The following is a 14,675-nucleotide window of genomic DNA, read 5'->3' on the forward strand; positions in this document are numbered from 1 at the left end:
GGCAGGAGGCAGCCCGGTCGGACGACCGCGTGTCGGACGACCGCCCGATCAGGAGCTGTCGGGCCAGGTGGCCGCCCGGTCAGGAGCCGTCCGGCCAGGTGGCCGCCCGGTCGGAAGACCGCCCTGCCACGTGGCCGCCCGGTCAGGAGCGGTCGGGCCAGGTGGCCGACCTGCCAAGTGGCCGTCCGGTCAGGAGCCGTCGGGCCAGATGGCCGCCCGGCGGGAAGCCGCCCGGTCGGACGGCCGCCCGGTCGGACGGCCGCCTGATCAGATAGCCGCCCGGCCGGAAGGCCGCCCTGCCAAGTGGCCGCCCGGTCAGGAGCCGTCCGGCCAGGTGGCCGCCCGGTCAGACGACCGTCTGTCGGACGACCGCCTGATCAGCTAGCCCCCGGCCGGAAGGCCGCCCCGCCAAGTGGCCGCCCGGCCAGGAGCCGTCCTGCCAAGTGGCCGCCCGGCAGAAGGCTGCCCGGTCGGGCACCCGCCCTGTCGGCGACCGCCCGGTCAGGCGGCTGCCCGGCCGGAGGGCCGCCCACGGCACGGCTGGGGCGAGGGCCGCTGCCGCGCCGCGGCCCTCGCCCGGCCACGGAGGCCGGGCAGGTCCGCCGGAGAGTCGGCGGACGCGCGCCCGGCGCGGTCTCGGGGCGGGACGCCCCGCCGGGTGCCGGGCGGCACCCGGCAGGCACGGGTTCGGAGCCTCCGCTCAGCTCGTGCGTGCGGCGACGAGGACCGGGCGCTCCGGCAGCGTGACCGTGACGGGCGCGCCCGGTGCGAGGGCCGCGGCCTCGTGCGTGGGCAGGTCGGCCTTGACCTCGGTGCCGTCGCCGAGGCGCACGGTGACCCGGGTGGCCGCGCCCAGGAACGCCGTGGCCACGAGGCGCGCGTCACCCGAATCGTCGGCGCTCACCCGCACGGCCTCCGGCCGGACCAGCACATCCACCTCCCGTACGGCGGGCGCCTCACCGTCCACCGGCAGGCGCCGGCCGAGGACCTCGACGGACTCGCCGTCGAGCGTCCCGGGTATCCGGCTCATCGTGCCGACGAACTCGGCGACGAAGGCGGTGGCGGGACGCCCGTACAACTCGGCGGGCGCCGCGCACTGTTCGAGCTTCCCGGACCGCATCACCGCGACCCGGTCCGCCATGGACAACGCCTCTTCCTGGTCGTGCGTCACGAACAGGGTGGTGATGCCGAGCTCCTGCTGGAGGCGGCGGATCTCCTCACGCAGGGACAGGCGCACCTTGGCGTCCAGCGCCGAGAGCGGCTCGTCGAGCAGCAGGACGCGGGGCCGCAGGGCGAGCGCGCGGGCCAGCGCGACGCGCTGCTGCTGGCCGCCGGAGAGCTGGTGCGGATACTGCTCCCCCTTGTCCGCGAGGCCCACCAGGTCGAGCAACTCGGCTGCCCGGGAGCGCCGTTCGGCCGTGCGCACCTTGCGCATCCGCAGACCGAAGGCGACGTTGTCGACGGCGCTGAGGTGCGGGAAGAGGCTGTACGACTGGAACACCATCCCGGCGTCGCGGCGGTGCGCCGGGACCCGGGTGACGTCCTCGCCGTCGACCAGCACCTCGCCGGAGTCGGGGTGTTCGAAGCCGGCGAGCATGCGCAGCGCGGTGGTCTTGCCGCAGCCCGAGGGGCCGAGCAGGGCGAGGAGTTCACCGGGCCGGACGGTGAGGTCCAGACCGTCGAGGGCGACGGTCGGTCCGAACTCCCGCCTCAGTCCGCGGAATTCGACGGTGGCGGCCTTTTCGAGCGTGGCGAGGGTCATGGTCATCCCCGGGAGGCGGAAGCGGTACGGGAGCGGCCGCCGAATCCGGCGAGCGCGAGGAGCAGGGCCCAGGTGACGAACAGGCTGAGCACGGAGACGGCGACGGACATCTGGGCCTGCGAGCCGCCGACGTTGTAGATCCACACGGCGAACGGCTGGTAGCCGAGGAGCCGGGCGACCGTGAACTCGCCGAGCACCAGGGCGAGGGTGAGGAAGGAGGAGTTGAGCAGTGCGCCGCGCAGGTTGGGCAGCACCGCCCGGACGAGCGCCTGCGGCCAGTTCGCGCCACAGCTGCGGGCGGCCTCGACGAGGGTGCGTACGTCGACGGCGCGCAGTCCGGCGTCCAGGGCCCGGTAGACGAACGGCAGCGCCATCACGACGTACGCGAGGACGAGCACCACGGGGAAGTCCGGGTTCTGGATGGCCACGAAGGTCTGGAACAGCGGGGTGCGCGAGAGGTGTTCGGGTCCCCACTTGAGGACGGTCGCCATGCCGGCGACGAAGGCGATCGGCGGGACGACCAGGGGCAGCGAGCACACCACCTCGACGACCGGCCGCAGCCGGGGCGCGCCGAGCCGCAGCGCGACGGTGGCCGGCACCATCAGGAGCAGCACCACGACGATGGTGACGACGGCGAGTTCCAGCGAGAGCAGCAGGCTGGAGACGAATCCGTCGGCGGAGACGATCTGGGTGTAGGCGTCGAAGGTGACGCCCTGCCCGGGCACGTCGACCGTGAAGACCACGGACGCGGCCATGGGCACCAGGAAGTACAGCGCGGCGAGGGCGAGGACCACCCAGCGCCACAGGTTCAGGCGAGCCATCGCGCGCTCCGTCGTTGCAGGGGCAGGTACACGGCCATGACCAGGCCCGCGATGAGGACCATGTCGAGGCTGAGGGCGAGCGCCACGTTCTCCTGGCCGACCAGCACGTTGCCGGAGATGGCGTCGGCGATCTGGAGGGTGACCAGCGGGACGGCGCTGCCGACCATGGCGGCGGCGGTGGCGTACGCGGCGAAGGCGCTGCCGAACAGGAGCACCAGGCCGCCGAGCAGCGAGGGCGCGAGCACGGGCAGGGCCACGTGCCGCCAGTACTGGACGGAGGTCGCGCCGTTGTTCTGCGCCGCCTCGCGCCACTGCGAGCGCAGTCCGTCGAGGGCGGGGGTGATGGTGAGGACCATGAGCGGGATCAGGAAGTACAGGTAGACGATGACCAGGCCCCAGAAGCTGTAGAGGCTCCAGCCCTTGTCGGCCAGGCCGAAATGCCGGGTCAGGACGCCGGAGTTGCCGAGGGTGGCGACGAACGCGAAGGCCAGCGGGACGCCGCCGAAGTTGGCGAGGACGCCGGAGGCGGTGAGCACGGCCTCGCGCAGCGCGCGGAAGCGGGAGGTCACCACGGCCTGGGCGAGCGGCAGTCCGAGGACGGTCGCGATGCCGGCGGAGACCGCGGACAGCTTGACGCTGCCGATCAGGGCGGTCAGGTAGGCGCCCTGGAACGAGCCGGTCAGGTTGTCCGTGGTGTACGAACTGGCGCCGGTCGTCTGGTCCTTGACGGTGAAGGCGCCGTTGAGCATGGCGAGGGCGGGGATGCCGAAGGCGATCGCCACGAAGACGAGCAGGGGTGCGACGGCGAGCCAGCCGGGGGCGCGGCGGCGCCGCCGCTGCCGGTGGGCAGCGGCGGGCGCCACGTCGGCCGGGGCCTCGGTGAGAGCGGTGGTCATCCGGAGACGGCCTTGCCCCAGCCCTGACCGAGCACGGTCTTGGCCTTGCTCTGCTGGTCCTCGGTCGGGAAGCTCGGCGTACCGGTGACCGCGGGGAGCTTCGCGGCGGCCGTCTTGTCGAGCGTGCCGGCCTTCTCCATCGCGGGCATCAGGACCGGGCGGGCGTAGCCCTTGAGCCAGAGGTTCTGGCCCTCGGCGCTGTAGAGGTACTCCTGCCACAGGCGGGCGGCCGCGGGGTGCGGGGCGTCCTTGTTGACGGCCTGGGAGTAGTACTGGGCGTACTGGCCGTCGGAGGGGATGGCGACCTTCCAGTCGACGCCCTTGGACTTGAACTCGTCGGCGTAACCGGCGTTCAGGTAGTCCCAGTCGATGCTGATGGGCGTCTCGCCCTTCTCGACGGTGGCCGGGGTCGACTCGACGGGCGTGTAGTTGCCGTTCTTCTTCAGCTTGGCGAAGAAGTCGAGGCCGGGCTGGATGTCGTCGAAGGAGCCGCCGCTCGCGAGGGCGGCCGCGTACACGCCGCCGAAGGCCGAACCGGACTTGGTGGGGTTGCCGTTGAGGGCGACCTGGCCCTTGTACTGCGGCTTGAGCAGGTCCTTGAAGGTCGTCGGGCACACCTTGACCTTCTTGGCGTCGCAGCCGATGGAGATGTAGCCGCCGTAGTCGTTGAACCAGCGGCCGGTGGCGTCCTTCTGTCCCTCGGGGATGTCACCGAAGGCGGCCACCTTGTACGGGGCGAGCAGCCCCTGCTGGGCGGCGCTCAGGGCGAAGGAGCTGCCGAGGTCGAGGACGTCCGGGGCACGGTCCTGGCCCTTGCGCGAGGTGACGGCGGTGATCTCGTCCTGGCTGGAGCCGTCCGGGCTCTCGACGTCGATCTTGATGCCGTACTTCTTGGTGAAGCCGTCGATCAGGGCGCCGTAGTTGGCCCAGTCGCGGGGCAGGGCGATCGCGTGCAGCGTGCCCTCCTTCTTGGCGGCCTTGACCAGGGCGTCGACGCCGCCGAGGTCCGCGGCGGAGGTCGCGGTGGCCGCGCTCTTGCCGTCGGCGGTGGTCGCCTTGTCGTCGGGGGCGGCGCCGCAGGCGCTCAGGGCGAGGGCTGCGGCGACGGCGAGGCCGCCGGTGAGGAGGGCGGTCCTCGGCAGGAACACGGTCACGGTCTCTCCAGGATGACGCACGAGGGTGTGGTGGAACGGAGAACTTGTCTGAACAAGTTGGCCCAAGTAGGCCCGGCGTTGGTGTCCTGTCCGTAAACTTTGGCCAAACCGTGACCCCTGATTCCCTGCACAATCCCGGCAGATGCGGATCCCACCGCGCGGTCGATTAGGCTGATCACGCTGTGCACAGTGGTCCAGCCAGAGGGGAAGCATGCCGGCGCGACACGAGGAGATCGCCGAGGAGCTGCGGCGGGCGATCGACCGCGAGGAGTACACCGTGGGCAGCCTGTTGCCCGCGGAGACCGACCTCGCCGCCCACTACGGCGTCTCGCGCGGCACGGTCCGCCAGGCCGTCGCGGCCCTGACCGCCGAGGGGCTGATCGGTTCCCGCCAGGGTGCCCGCCGCGTGGTCCTGGCCAGCCGCCGCAGCCAGAGCTTCGCCGAGCTGCGCAGTTTCGCCCAGTGGGCGCGCGCGATGGGCCGCGCGGCGACCGGGCACGTGGTCTCGCAGGGCTATCTGCCGGCGACGGCGGCGGACGCCGTCCGGCTGCAACTGCGGGAAGCGACGCCGGTGTTGCACGTGCTGCGGGTCCGCGGCCTGGACGGCGAGCCGGTCCTGCTGGAGCGCACGGTGTACGCGGACTGGATCTCGCCCGCGGTGGCGGCCATCGAGCCCGAGTGCCCGTCGGTCACCCAGCGCCTCTTCGAGGACACCGGTCTGGTCTTCGCGTACGGCGAGCACGTGATCGATGCCGTCGCCGCGGGCGCGCGGGACGCGGATCTCCTCGGCGTCCGCCGCACCAGCCCCCTGCTGCGGGTCCGCCGCGTCACCACGACCCGCGAGGGCCGCCCGGTCGAGTGGTCCGACGACCGCTACCGCTCCGACGCGGTGAGCTTCAGCGTGCACAACTCGATGGACAACAACGCCCTGGCGAGGAAGACGGCCGAGTAGCGCCCCTCAGGGGCGCGGGGGTACCGCGCGACCGGCCACGACGCACCCGCAGCCGCGCAGCGAGGCACCCACCACCCCCGTGGGCGCCACGTCTTCGCGGGGACGCCGGCTACGTGGGTGACCCCGAGGAGAACCTTCGCAGGAGCGGCGACAGGACCAGCACGGACTTCGTCCGTTCCACGAACGACTCCCCCGCGATCCGCTCCAGCACCCGCTCGAAGTGACGCATGTCCGAGGCGAAGACCTGCACGACCGCGTCCGCCTCCCCGGTGACGGTGGAGGCGGCCACGACTTCCTGGTACCGCTCGAGACCGCGCTGGATGGTCTCCGGCGAGGTGTTGCGGCGGCAGTAGATCTCGACGAACCCCTCGGTCTCCCAGCCGAGCGCCGCCGGGTCCACCCGGACGGTGAACCCGGTGATGGCGCCGGTGGCCCGCAGCCGGTCCACCCGCCGTTTCACGGCGGGCGCGGACAGGCCGACCTGTTGCCCGATGTCGGCGTAGGAGCGGCGGGCGTCCTCGGCGAGGGCGTGCACGATGCGTTCGTCGAGATCGTTCAGCACTGCGGGTGGTTCACTTTTCTGCGAGGTTTCTGCGGGGGTTCTACGGTTGCCCGGCGACGGGTTCCGCGGTCGCCATCCGGGACCGGCGATAGCCGTAACTGAAGTAGAACACGAGCCCGACAGCCATCCAGACACCGAAGACCACCCAGGTGACGGCGGAGAGACTGGCCATCATCCACAGGCACAGCAGGAAGCCGATCGCGGGCAGCACCGGCGCGAGCGGGACACGGAAAGTGCGGCGCATGCCCGGGCGCGTCCGGCGCAGCACCACGACGGCGATGTTGACCAGCGCGAAGGCGAAGAGCGTGCCGATGCTGGTGGCGTCGGCGAGCTGGCCGAGGGGGATCGCGGCGGCGAGGACACCGCAGAACAGCGAGACGATCACCGTGTTGGCGCGGGGCGTGCCGGTCTTCGGGTGCACGCGGGCGAAGACCTTGGGGACGAGGCCGTCCCGGGACATGGCGAACAGGATGCGGGTCTGGCCGTACAGCACGGTGAGCACGACGCTCGCGATGGCGATGACGGCGCAGGCGGCCAGCAGCGTGCCCCAGAAGGTCTGCCCGGTGACGTCCTTCATGATCCCGGCGAGCGCGGCCTCGGAGTCGTTGAAGCGCCGCCAGGGCTTCGCGCCGACGGCGACGGCCGCGACGAGGACGTACAGGGCGGTCACGATGACCAGCGAGAGCATGATCGCGCGCGGCAGGTCGCGCTGGGCGTCCTTCGCCTCCTCGCCCGCCGTGGAGGCGGCGTCGAAGCCGATGTAGGAGAAGAACAGCGTGGCACCGGCGGCGCTGACGCCCGCCATGCCGAGCGGCATGAAGTGCTCGTAGTTGCCCGAGCGGAAGCCCTGGATGCCGATCGCGCAGAACATCACCAGCGCGGCGATCTTCACGGTCACCATGACGGTGTTGGCGCGCGCCGACTCCTTGGCTCCGCCGAGCAGGAACGCCATGGCGAGCAGGACGACGATGAGGGCCGGCAGGTTGAAGACGCCTCCGTCACCGGGCGGCGCGGACAGGGCGTCCGGGATGGTGACGCCGATGGTGCCGTCGAGCAGTTCGTTCAGGTACTCGCCCCAGCCGACCGCGACGGCCGCGACCGAGACGCCGTACTCCAGGACGAGACACCAGCCGCAGATCCAGGCGATCAGTTCGCCCATCGTCGCGTACGCGTACGAGTACGACGATCCGGCGACCGGGATGGTGCCCGCCAGTTCGGCGTAGGAGAGGGCGGAGAAGAGCGCGGTGAGACCGGCGATCACGAAGGACAGGGTGACCGCGGGACCGGCCTTGGGGACGGCCTCGCCGAGGACGACGAAGATGCCGGTGCCGAGCGTGGCACCGATGCTGATCATCGTGAGCTGCCACAGTCCGAGGGAGCGGCGCAGGGAGCCTCCCTCGCCCTGGCCGCCCTCGGCGACCAGGCGTTCCACGGGCTTGCGGCGCATCAGGCGCGCGCCGAACCCCGGGGACGGTGGGGAGGGGGCGGTTCGGGACTGCGGGGGTGCGCCGTGGTCGAGCACGCGGGTGGCTCCTTCATCGCTGGCGGTCGACGAGGGCGGGGACCGGCGGCATCCCTGACAGGGGGGACCCACCGAGCGGGGTCCCCGCCACGCCTGTGTACAGCGCTTGACCCTATGAGCCCGGGCTTCGCGGGCGTAATGCGGCAACCTTGCGCGTCTCCGCAAGATCGTTGCGTTCATCGCGGTGGGGCGGATGTTCGTTGCGCGAGAGCTTTCGATGGTTGCGCACAGCGTCTTTTCGCTGGTGAAAGGGGTTCGCGGGGCGCTGAACCGACGGTGCGTCAATCGCCTGCCCGAAGAGGCCGGTCCACCCGTCGCGAGGGTCCGTGGGTACGCGGACGGCCCCTGTTCCCCCGCGGGGGAACAGGGGCCGTGGAGGCTGCGGGCCGGGCCGCGGCGGTCGGCGTGCCGCGGGCTCCGGCCGTCGGTGCGGAGGTCAGCTCCAGCTGGCGTGCAGCGGCTTGCCCTCGGCGTAGCCCGCGGCGCTCTGGATGCCGACGATCGCGTTCTCGGCGAACTCCTCCAGGGAGTTGGCGCCCGCGTACGTGCAGGAGGACCGGACGCCCGCGATGATCGAGTCGATCAGGTCCTCGACGCCGGGACGGGACGGGTCGAGGAACATGCGCGAGGTGGAGATTCCCTCCTCGAACAGTGCCTTGCGGGCCCGGTCGTACGCCGACTCCTCGCTGGTGCGGTTCTTGACAGCACGCGCCGAGGCCATGCCGAACGACTCCTTGTAGAGGCGCCCGTTGGCGTCCTGCTGGAGGTCGCCGGGGGACTCGTACGTCCCGGCGAACCAGGAGCCGATCATGACGTTGGACGCACCGGCGGCCAGCGCCATCGCGACGTCGCGCGGGTGGCGGACGCCGCCGTCGGCCCACACGTGCTTGCCGTACTTCCTGGCCTCGGCGGCGCACTCCAGGACGGCGGAGAACTGCGGCCGGCCGACGCCGGTCATCATGCGGGTGGTGCACATGGCGCCGGGGCCGACGCCGACCTTGATGATGTCGGCGCCCGCGTCGATGAGGTCCTTGACGCCCTCGGCGGCGACGATGTTGCCCGCGACGATCGGCACCTGCGGGTCGAGCGCGCGCACGGTGCGCACGGCGCTGATCATCGACTCCTGGTGGCCGTGCGCGGTGTCGATGACGAGCGTGTCGACGCCCGCGTCGAGGAGCTGCTTGGCCTTGCCGGCCACGTCGCCGTTGATGCCCACGGCGGCGGCGATGCGCAGCCTGCCGTCGGCGTCGGTGGCCGGCGTGTACAGCGTGGCGCGCAGGGCGCCCTTGCGGGTGAGGATGCCGGCGAGGCGGCCGTCGGCGTCCACGGCGGGGGCGTAACGGCGGTTGGCGCCGTCGAGCCGGTTGAACGCCTCGCGGGGCTCGATGTCCGCGTCGAGGAGCAGCAGGTCCCGGGACATGACCTCGGACAGCTGCGTGAAGCGGTCCACGCCGGTGAGGTCGGCGTCGGTGACCACACCGACCGGGCGGCCGTCCTCGTCCACGACGACGCCCGCGTTGTGGGCGCGCTTGGGCAGCAGCGCCAGCGCGTCGGCGACGGTCTGGTGGGGCGCGAGGACGATCGGGGTGTCGAGCACCAGGTGGCGTCCCTTGACCCAGGTGACGACCTCGGTGATGACCTCGATCGGGATGTCCTGCGGGATGACGACGAGACCGCCGCGGCGGGCGATGGTCTCGGCCATCCGCCGGCCGGCGATCGCCGTCATGTTGGCGACGACGAGCGGGATGGTGGTGCCCGTGCCGTCCGGGGAGCTGAGGTCCACGCCCTGACGCGAGCCGACCGCGGAGCGGCTGGGCACCATGAACACGTCGTCGTACGTCAGGTCGTACGGGGGCTGGATGTCGTTGAGGAAACGCACGTGCTGCACATCCCAGTCGATCAGAGGTGGCCCCCGGACAGGTCAGCCAGGGGGAAGAGCACGTACTTCATTGTCCCACGACGACCGCCGTGCGATGCCCGGACGGATCATCCAGGCAGGTCAGGGGGCAATTGGTCGGATCCTCCAAGGACGAGGACGACCGACAGCGTGGCGCCGAACTGCTGGTAGTGGCCGGAGGCCGCCTCCAGGATCTCCTGCGCGGTCTCCCACTCCTCGGGCCGTGCCCGCGCGTACGGGCGCCAGCCGCTCACCACGAGAAGCCTGCCCGGGGTGGCCGGCCCCCAGTCGGGGTCGCCCAGGACGTCGGCGAGCGCGTCCCAGTTCCGGCCGAACCAGTCGGGCAGGTCAAGGGCGCGGACGCAGCGGGCCATGAAGCCGGCCTTGTCGAGGACGCCGGTGAGGTCGAGGTCGCTGACCTGCCACCCGGCCGAGCGGCACACCTCCGCGAGCGGCCCACGGGTCATCTCAGCACCGCCTTGAACGAGTCGTAGTGATCATCGGTGTAGTAGATCTCCCCGCTCTGCCCGGTCACGATGCGCCGGGCTCCCCGGTCGCCCTCGCCCGGCGTCGGCACCGTGTACTCGTGGTAGTACCCCCGCGGACGCTGCGGCAGCTCCCGCTCGAAGTTCCCGAAGACGGCACCGTCCTTCGCGTACGGGTACGGGCCGCCCCGGTCGATGAGGGCGAGGGTCGTACGGGCCTCGGCGGGCAGCTCGGCCGCGCTGACGGTCGCCAGGTCGCCCGCCCAGGACGGACGGGCCCCGGAGCGGCTCGCGGTGGCCGCCTCCCGGTCGCCGGGGGCGGCGGTGTCCGTCGAAGAGCAGCCCGTGAGCAGCACCGCCAGACAGACCAGCAGGGCGGCGGCCAGACGGCCCGCGAACGCGCGAGGGGACGGCCGTGGCAGCATGACTCGATGCTGCCACGGCCGTCCCCTCGGGGCGCGCGTTGAAGTGCCCTCAGGGGCCGTCCGGGTCCGCCCGGTTCAGCGCCGGACGCGGAGCCGTGCCCGCCGTCATCAGATAGTCCGCGGCCGAGGTGTCCGTCACCAGGCTGGTGACGAGCCCGGAGCGCAGCACCGCGTCGATGGCGGCCGCCTTGCGCTGGCCGCCCGCGATCGCCACGACCTCGGGGATACGGCGCAGCCGGTCGGCCTCGACCGTGATGCAGCGCTCTCCCAGGTCGCGTCCGACCCGCCGGCCCTCGCTGTCGAAGAGGTGGGCGGACATCTCGGCGGCGACACCGAGGGACGCGTAGTGGGCGCGCTCCTCGTCGCTGAGCATGTCGTGCACCGTCGAGATACCGGGCTCCCAGGAACCGATGGAGACGCAGGCGACCGTGACCTTGTCGAAGTACTCGAAGGCGCGGGCGATCCCCGTCTGGTTGCGCAGCGCCGCCGCGGTGGCCTCGTCGGGCAGCAGCATCGGCGCGTAGATGGGGTGGGCGTCGCCGCCCGACACCTGCGCGGCACGCCGTACGGCCTCGACGGAGCCGCGCTCGGCGGTCCCGGCGTCGTAGACACCCGTCAGCTGCACCACGGTGCACGGCGGGAGGCGGTCCAGGGCCGCCGCCATGTGGATCGTGGAGCGGCCCCAGGCGAGGCCGAGCACATCGCCCTCGTTGACCAGCTCGCCGAGCAGGTCCGCGGCCACCTCGCCGAGGTTCTCCGGGTCGGGCGACTCCTCGGCGTCCGCCGGGGATTCGACGACCACTGCGTGCCTCAGGCCGTAGCGGGCGCGCAGCGCGTCCGAGCGCTCCGCGTCCAGCTCGGCGGGGACGCGGATCTCGATCCTCACGAGATCCCGTTCGAGAGCGGTCTCCAGGACCCGGGCCACCTTGAAGCGGCTGACGCCGAACTCCTCGGCGATCTGGATCTTGGATTTGCCCTCGAGGTAGAAGCGGCGGGCCATGGCCGCCGCCTGCACCAGCTCAGCGGGTCCCATCCGCATGGCCGACCGGCCCGCCGACATACCCGACACGGCGATCTCCTCACTGCTGTTCACACTCTGGATTCGCCGTTCATCCTCGCAGATCCGGCGCACTTGATCCGCCCGGAAGGGCGGCGTTCACGTTCCCTTGGTTCAGTGGTCGCACGCCCACGAGGCGCGGGCCGTCGCGTCCTCGGCCTGGGTGCGCAGTGCACGTACCGCCTGGGCGGGGTCCGCGGCCCCGTAGACGGCCGATCCGGCGACGAAGACGTCGGCCCCCGCGTCGGCGCACCGCTCGATGGTCGACGCCGAGACACCGCCGTCGACCTGGAGCCACAGCTCGAGACCGTGCTTTTTGATCAACTCGCGGGTGCGGCGGATCTTCGGGAGCATGATGTCGAGAAAGGCCTGACCTCCGAACCCGGGCTCGACGGTCATGATCAGCAGCATGTCGAGCTCGGCAAGCAGATCCTCGTACGGCTCGATGGGCGTCGCCGGCTTGAGTGCCATCGAGGCACGGGCCCCCTTGGCCCGGATCTCGCGGGCGAGCCTGACCGGCGCCGCGGTCGCCTCCACATGGAAGGTGACCGAGCCGGCACCCGCTTCCACGTACTGGGGCGCCCACCGATCGGCGTCCTCGATCATCAGATGGCAGTCCAGCGGAGTGTCCGTCGCCCGGGCCAGCGACTCTACGACCGGCACACCGAGCGTGAGGTTCGGTACGAAATGGTTGTCCATCACGTCGACATGGAGCCAGTCCGCCCCCCGCACCGCTGTTGCCTCCTCGGCAAGACGGGCGAAGTCGGCGGACAGGATGCTGGGGTTGATCTGCGCGGCCATGCCCCAAGCCTGCCATGTCCCCGGCCGGTTGCTCGCCTCGGTCCGGACCTCGGTCACTCCGCCGATGTCCTGCGAGCGTGCCGCGTGCCATGCTGGGCGGCCCGGCGGCGCTGCATCCGGGCACGGGGGTGGGCATGAAGCGGCTCGACGCCTGGAAGCGGGCGGCCATCGGCGTCGTGTGCGGGCGCCGGTCCAAGTGGCTGGTGCTGGCCCTGTGGCTGCTGGTGCTGCTCTTCGTGGCACCGCTCGGCATGAACCTCAGCGACGCCCAGGACAACGACGCGCAGTCCTGGCTGCCCGGTTCGGCGGAGTCGACCCAAGTCCTCGACATCTCCCACGAGTTCCGCCCCGAGCAGATCCCCGCGGTCGTCGTCTACGCGCGCGGGGGCGGCCTGACGGCGCAGGACCGGCGGCAGATCAGCGAGGACGTGCGGCAGATCGAGAAGCTGCGGGACCACGGCATCCGCGGGGCGGAGACCCGGGGCCCGGTCTTCGACCGCCCGGCCGATCCGCGCGCCGCGCAGATCTACGTGCCGATCACCATGGACGCGGCCGGCTGGCAGCGGATCGCTCCCGCCGTCGACTCGATCCGCGACCAGGTGGGCAAGGGCGGCGACGGGCTCGCCGTGCACATCACCGGGCCCGGCGGCACCTCGGCGGACTCCTCGAAGGCCTTCGAGGGCATCGACTCCACGCTGCTCTACGCCGCGATGACCGTCGTCATCGTGATGCTGCTGATCACCTTCCGCAGCCCGACCCTGCTCTTCGTTCCACTGCTCGGGGTGATCGTCGCCCTGTTCACGGCCCAGGCGCTGATCTATCTGCTGGCGACCCATGCCGGGCTGACGGTCAACGGGCAGAGCGCCGGCATTCTCACGGTGCTCGTGTTCGGCGCGGGCACCGACTACGCCCTGCTGCTCGTCGCCCGCTACCGGGAGGAACTGCGCCGTCACGAGGACCGGCACGAGGCGATGGCGCGCGCCATGAACCGGGCGGGCCCGGCGGTCCTCGCCTCGGGCGCGACGGTCGTGCTGAGCATGCTGGTGCTGCTGGTCGCCGAGATGAACTCGACGCGGGGCCTCGGTCCGGTCGCGGCGATCGGCGTGGCCGTCGCCCTGCTGGCCATGCTCACCCTCTTCCCTGCCCTGCTCCTCGTGTTCGGCCGCTGGATCTTCTGGCCGGCCGTGCCGCACGTCGGCTCGCCCGACCCGACCCGCAGCGGCTTCTGGTCGCGCACCGGGCACCGCATCGCCCGGCGGCCCCGGACGACCTGGATCGGGACGGCGCTGGTGCTCGCGGCCCTCTCCATCGGGCTCGTCGAACTGCGGGCCGCGGGTATCCCCACCGCCGATCAGTTCACGGGCAAACCTGACTCGATCGTGGGACAGGAGATCTCCGAGCACTACTTCCCGGCCGGGGCCGGTGATCCCCTGGTGGTGGTGTCGGACGCCGGGGCGGCCGAGCAGGTCCGCCGGACCGTGGCGGCGGATCCGGGCGTGGTGCCAGCGAGCATCGGGGTGCCACCGGGCACGGCGCCGGAACACGACGGCAGGGTGCTGTTCGAGGCGACGCTGAGCGATCCGTCCGACAGCGACGCGGCGAAGGCCACCGTCGACCGGGTGCGGGACTCCGTGCACGCGTTGCCCGACGCGGACGCGAGGGTGGGCGGCGGTACCGCGGCCCTGCTGGACATGGAGGACGCCCAGACGCACGACAACTACCTGGTCATCCCGCTCGTCCTGATCGTGGTCCTGCTCGTCCTGAGCGTGCTGCTGCGGGCCCTGGTCGCACCGCTGCTGCTGATCGGGACCGTGGTGCTCTCGCTGGCCGCGGCCCTCGGGGTGAGCGCGCTGGTCTTCCGGCACGTCTTCGACTACGCGGGCGAGGACGTGTCCTTCCCGCTGTTCGTCTTCGTGTTCCTGGTGGCGCTGGGGATCGACTACAACATCTTCCTGACCACCCGTATCCGCGAGGAGGCGGCCCACCGGGGCACGCGGCGCGGAGTGGTCACCGGGCTGGCCACCACCGGGGCGGTGATCACCTCCGCGGGCCTCGTCCTCGCGGGCACGTTCGCGGCGCTCGGCACCCTGCCCGTGGTGGGCTTCGCCGAGATCGGCTTCGCGGTCGCCTTCGGCGTACTGCTGGACACCTTCATCGTGCGCTCGGTCCTCGTGACCTCGCTCTTCCTCGACGTGGGTCCGAAGGTGTGGTGGCCGAACCGGCTGGCGCACGAGGACGGCGGGACCCGGCCGCCACCGGATCCCGTGTCGCCGCAGGCGGGTGGGGCGCCGGGACCGGCCGCTCCCCCGGACTGAGACGGCCGCCCCACGGGAGAGCGCGC

The 14,675-nt window shown here is 72.0% G+C and carries 13 protein-coding genes; 2 read left to right on the plus strand and 11 right to left on the minus strand.

The annotated features are described in order from the left end of the window. Positions 1 to 700: 700 nt before the first annotated feature. From ABZT74_RS12910 to ABZT74_RS12925, 4 genes are read right to left on the minus strand one after another with little or no spacing between them, the layout of a single operon-like run. A complete protein-coding gene (locus ABZT74_RS12910) occupies positions 701 to 1,768 on the minus strand; it encodes an ABC transporter ATP-binding protein (RefSeq protein WP_356434611.1) in 1,068 nt (355 codons plus the stop codon). Continuing rightward, the gene (locus ABZT74_RS12915; RefSeq protein WP_356434614.1) at positions 1,765 to 2,583 is read right to left on the minus strand and encodes an ABC transporter permease subunit; all 819 of its coding nucleotides are present in this window, start codon (positions 2,581 to 2,583) and stop codon (positions 1,765 to 1,767) included. The genes ABZT74_RS12910 and ABZT74_RS12915 overlap by 4 nt, the downstream gene beginning before the upstream one ends. Next, complete coding sequence (locus ABZT74_RS12920) at positions 2,571 to 3,479, minus strand: ABC transporter permease subunit (RefSeq protein WP_355866202.1); 909 nt, start codon at positions 3,477 to 3,479, stop codon at positions 2,571 to 2,573. Before ABZT74_RS12920 ends, ABZT74_RS12915 begins: the two co-directional genes overlap by 13 nt. Then, entirely contained in the window at positions 3,476 to 4,633 is a 1,158-nt protein-coding gene (locus ABZT74_RS12925) for an extracellular solute-binding protein (RefSeq protein WP_355866199.1), read from the minus strand. The genes ABZT74_RS12920 and ABZT74_RS12925 overlap by 4 nt, the downstream gene beginning before the upstream one ends. A 211-nt stretch (positions 4,634 to 4,844) precedes the next feature. On the opposite strand from ABZT74_RS12925, the gene ABZT74_RS12930 reads away from it, so the two are divergent. Further along, positions 4,845 to 5,585: a GntR family transcriptional regulator gene (locus ABZT74_RS12930; protein ID WP_356173131.1), complete on the plus strand. Its 741-nt coding sequence runs from the start codon at positions 4,845 to 4,847 to the stop codon at positions 5,583 to 5,585. Between the two features lie 109 nt (positions 5,586 to 5,694). Here ABZT74_RS12930 and ABZT74_RS12935 read toward each other — a convergent pair whose 3' ends face one another. The 7 genes from ABZT74_RS12935 to rpe all read right to left on the minus strand — a co-directional run bounded on the left by ABZT74_RS12935 (position 5,695) and on the right by rpe (position 12,334). Then, positions 5,695 to 6,147: an Lrp/AsnC family transcriptional regulator gene (locus ABZT74_RS12935; RefSeq protein ID WP_081223320.1), complete on the minus strand. Its 453-nt coding sequence runs from the start codon at positions 6,145 to 6,147 to the stop codon at positions 5,695 to 5,697. 40 nt (positions 6,148 to 6,187) lie between these two features. Then, positions 6,188 to 7,669 (minus strand): amino acid permease, encoded by a 1,482-nt coding sequence (locus ABZT74_RS12940; protein WP_356173128.1) that lies wholly within the window; start codon positions 7,667 to 7,669, stop codon positions 6,188 to 6,190. 436 nt (positions 7,670 to 8,105) lie between these two features. Next, positions 8,106 to 9,548: a GuaB1 family IMP dehydrogenase-related protein gene (locus ABZT74_RS12945; RefSeq protein ID WP_355866469.1), complete on the minus strand. Its 1,443-nt coding sequence runs from the start codon at positions 9,546 to 9,548 to the stop codon at positions 8,106 to 8,108. 107 nt (positions 9,549 to 9,655) lie between these two features. Beyond that, positions 9,656 to 10,033 (minus strand): barstar family protein, encoded by a 378-nt coding sequence (locus ABZT74_RS12950; RefSeq protein WP_356434617.1) that lies wholly within the window; start codon positions 10,031 to 10,033, stop codon positions 9,656 to 9,658. Next, the gene (locus ABZT74_RS12955; RefSeq protein WP_356434620.1) at positions 10,030 to 10,476 is read right to left on the minus strand and encodes a ribonuclease domain-containing protein; all 447 of its coding nucleotides are present in this window, start codon (positions 10,474 to 10,476) and stop codon (positions 10,030 to 10,032) included. Before ABZT74_RS12955 ends, ABZT74_RS12950 begins: the two co-directional genes overlap by 4 nt. A gap of 49 nt (positions 10,477 to 10,525) precedes the next feature. Further along, a complete protein-coding gene (locus ABZT74_RS12960) occupies positions 10,526 to 11,569 on the minus strand; it encodes a sugar-binding domain-containing protein (RefSeq protein ID WP_355866184.1) in 1,044 nt (347 codons plus the stop codon). 78 nt (positions 11,570 to 11,647) lie between these two features. Continuing rightward, positions 11,648 to 12,334, minus strand: a complete 687-nt coding sequence (rpe, locus tag ABZT74_RS12965; RefSeq protein ID WP_356434623.1) for a ribulose-phosphate 3-epimerase — start codon at positions 12,332 to 12,334, stop codon at positions 11,648 to 11,650. Positions 12,335 to 12,468: 134 nt separating this feature from the next. Here rpe and ABZT74_RS12970 point away from each other — a divergent pair, with 134 nt between their 5' ends. Continuing rightward, on the plus strand, positions 12,469 to 14,649 hold the full coding sequence (locus tag ABZT74_RS12970; protein WP_356434866.1) for an MMPL family transporter: 2,181 nt from the start codon (positions 12,469 to 12,471) through the stop codon (positions 14,647 to 14,649). Positions 14,650 to 14,675 lie beyond the last annotated feature (26 nt).

This window comes from Streptomyces sp. NPDC005302 (assembly GCF_040607345.1).
Taxonomy (GTDB): domain Bacteria; phylum Actinomycetota; class Actinomycetes; order Streptomycetales; family Streptomycetaceae; genus Streptomyces.

Bases quoted from the DNA above. Each gene is read 5' to 3' on its own strand.
- ABZT74_RS12915 (WP_356434614.1), bottom strand. From the start codon at position 2,583: ATGGCTCGCCTGAACCTGTGGCGCTGGGTGGTCCTCGCCCTCGCCGCG.
- ABZT74_RS12970 (WP_356434866.1), top strand. From the start codon at position 12,469: ATGAAGCGGCTCGACGCCTGGAAGCGGGCGGCCATCGGCGTCGTGTGC.
- ABZT74_RS12955 (WP_356434620.1), bottom strand. From the start codon at position 10,476: ATGCTGCCACGGCCGTCCCCTCGCGCGTTCGCGGGCCGTCTGGCCGCC.
- ABZT74_RS12920 (WP_355866202.1), bottom strand. From the start codon at position 3,479: ATGACCACCGCTCTCACCGAGGCCCCGGCCGACGTGGCGCCCGCCGCT.
- rpe (WP_356434623.1), bottom strand. From the start codon at position 12,334: ATGGCCGCGCAGATCAACCCCAGCATCCTGTCCGCCGACTTCGCCCGT.
- ABZT74_RS12930 (WP_356173131.1), top strand. From the start codon at position 4,845: ATGCCGGCGCGACACGAGGAGATCGCCGAGGAGCTGCGGCGGGCGATC.
- ABZT74_RS12910 (WP_356434611.1), bottom strand. From the start codon at position 1,768: ATGACCATGACCCTCGCCACGCTCGAAAAGGCCGCCACCGTCGAATTC.
- ABZT74_RS12950 (WP_356434617.1), bottom strand. From the start codon at position 10,033: ATGACCCGTGGGCCGCTCGCGGAGGTGTGCCGCTCGGCCGGGTGGCAG.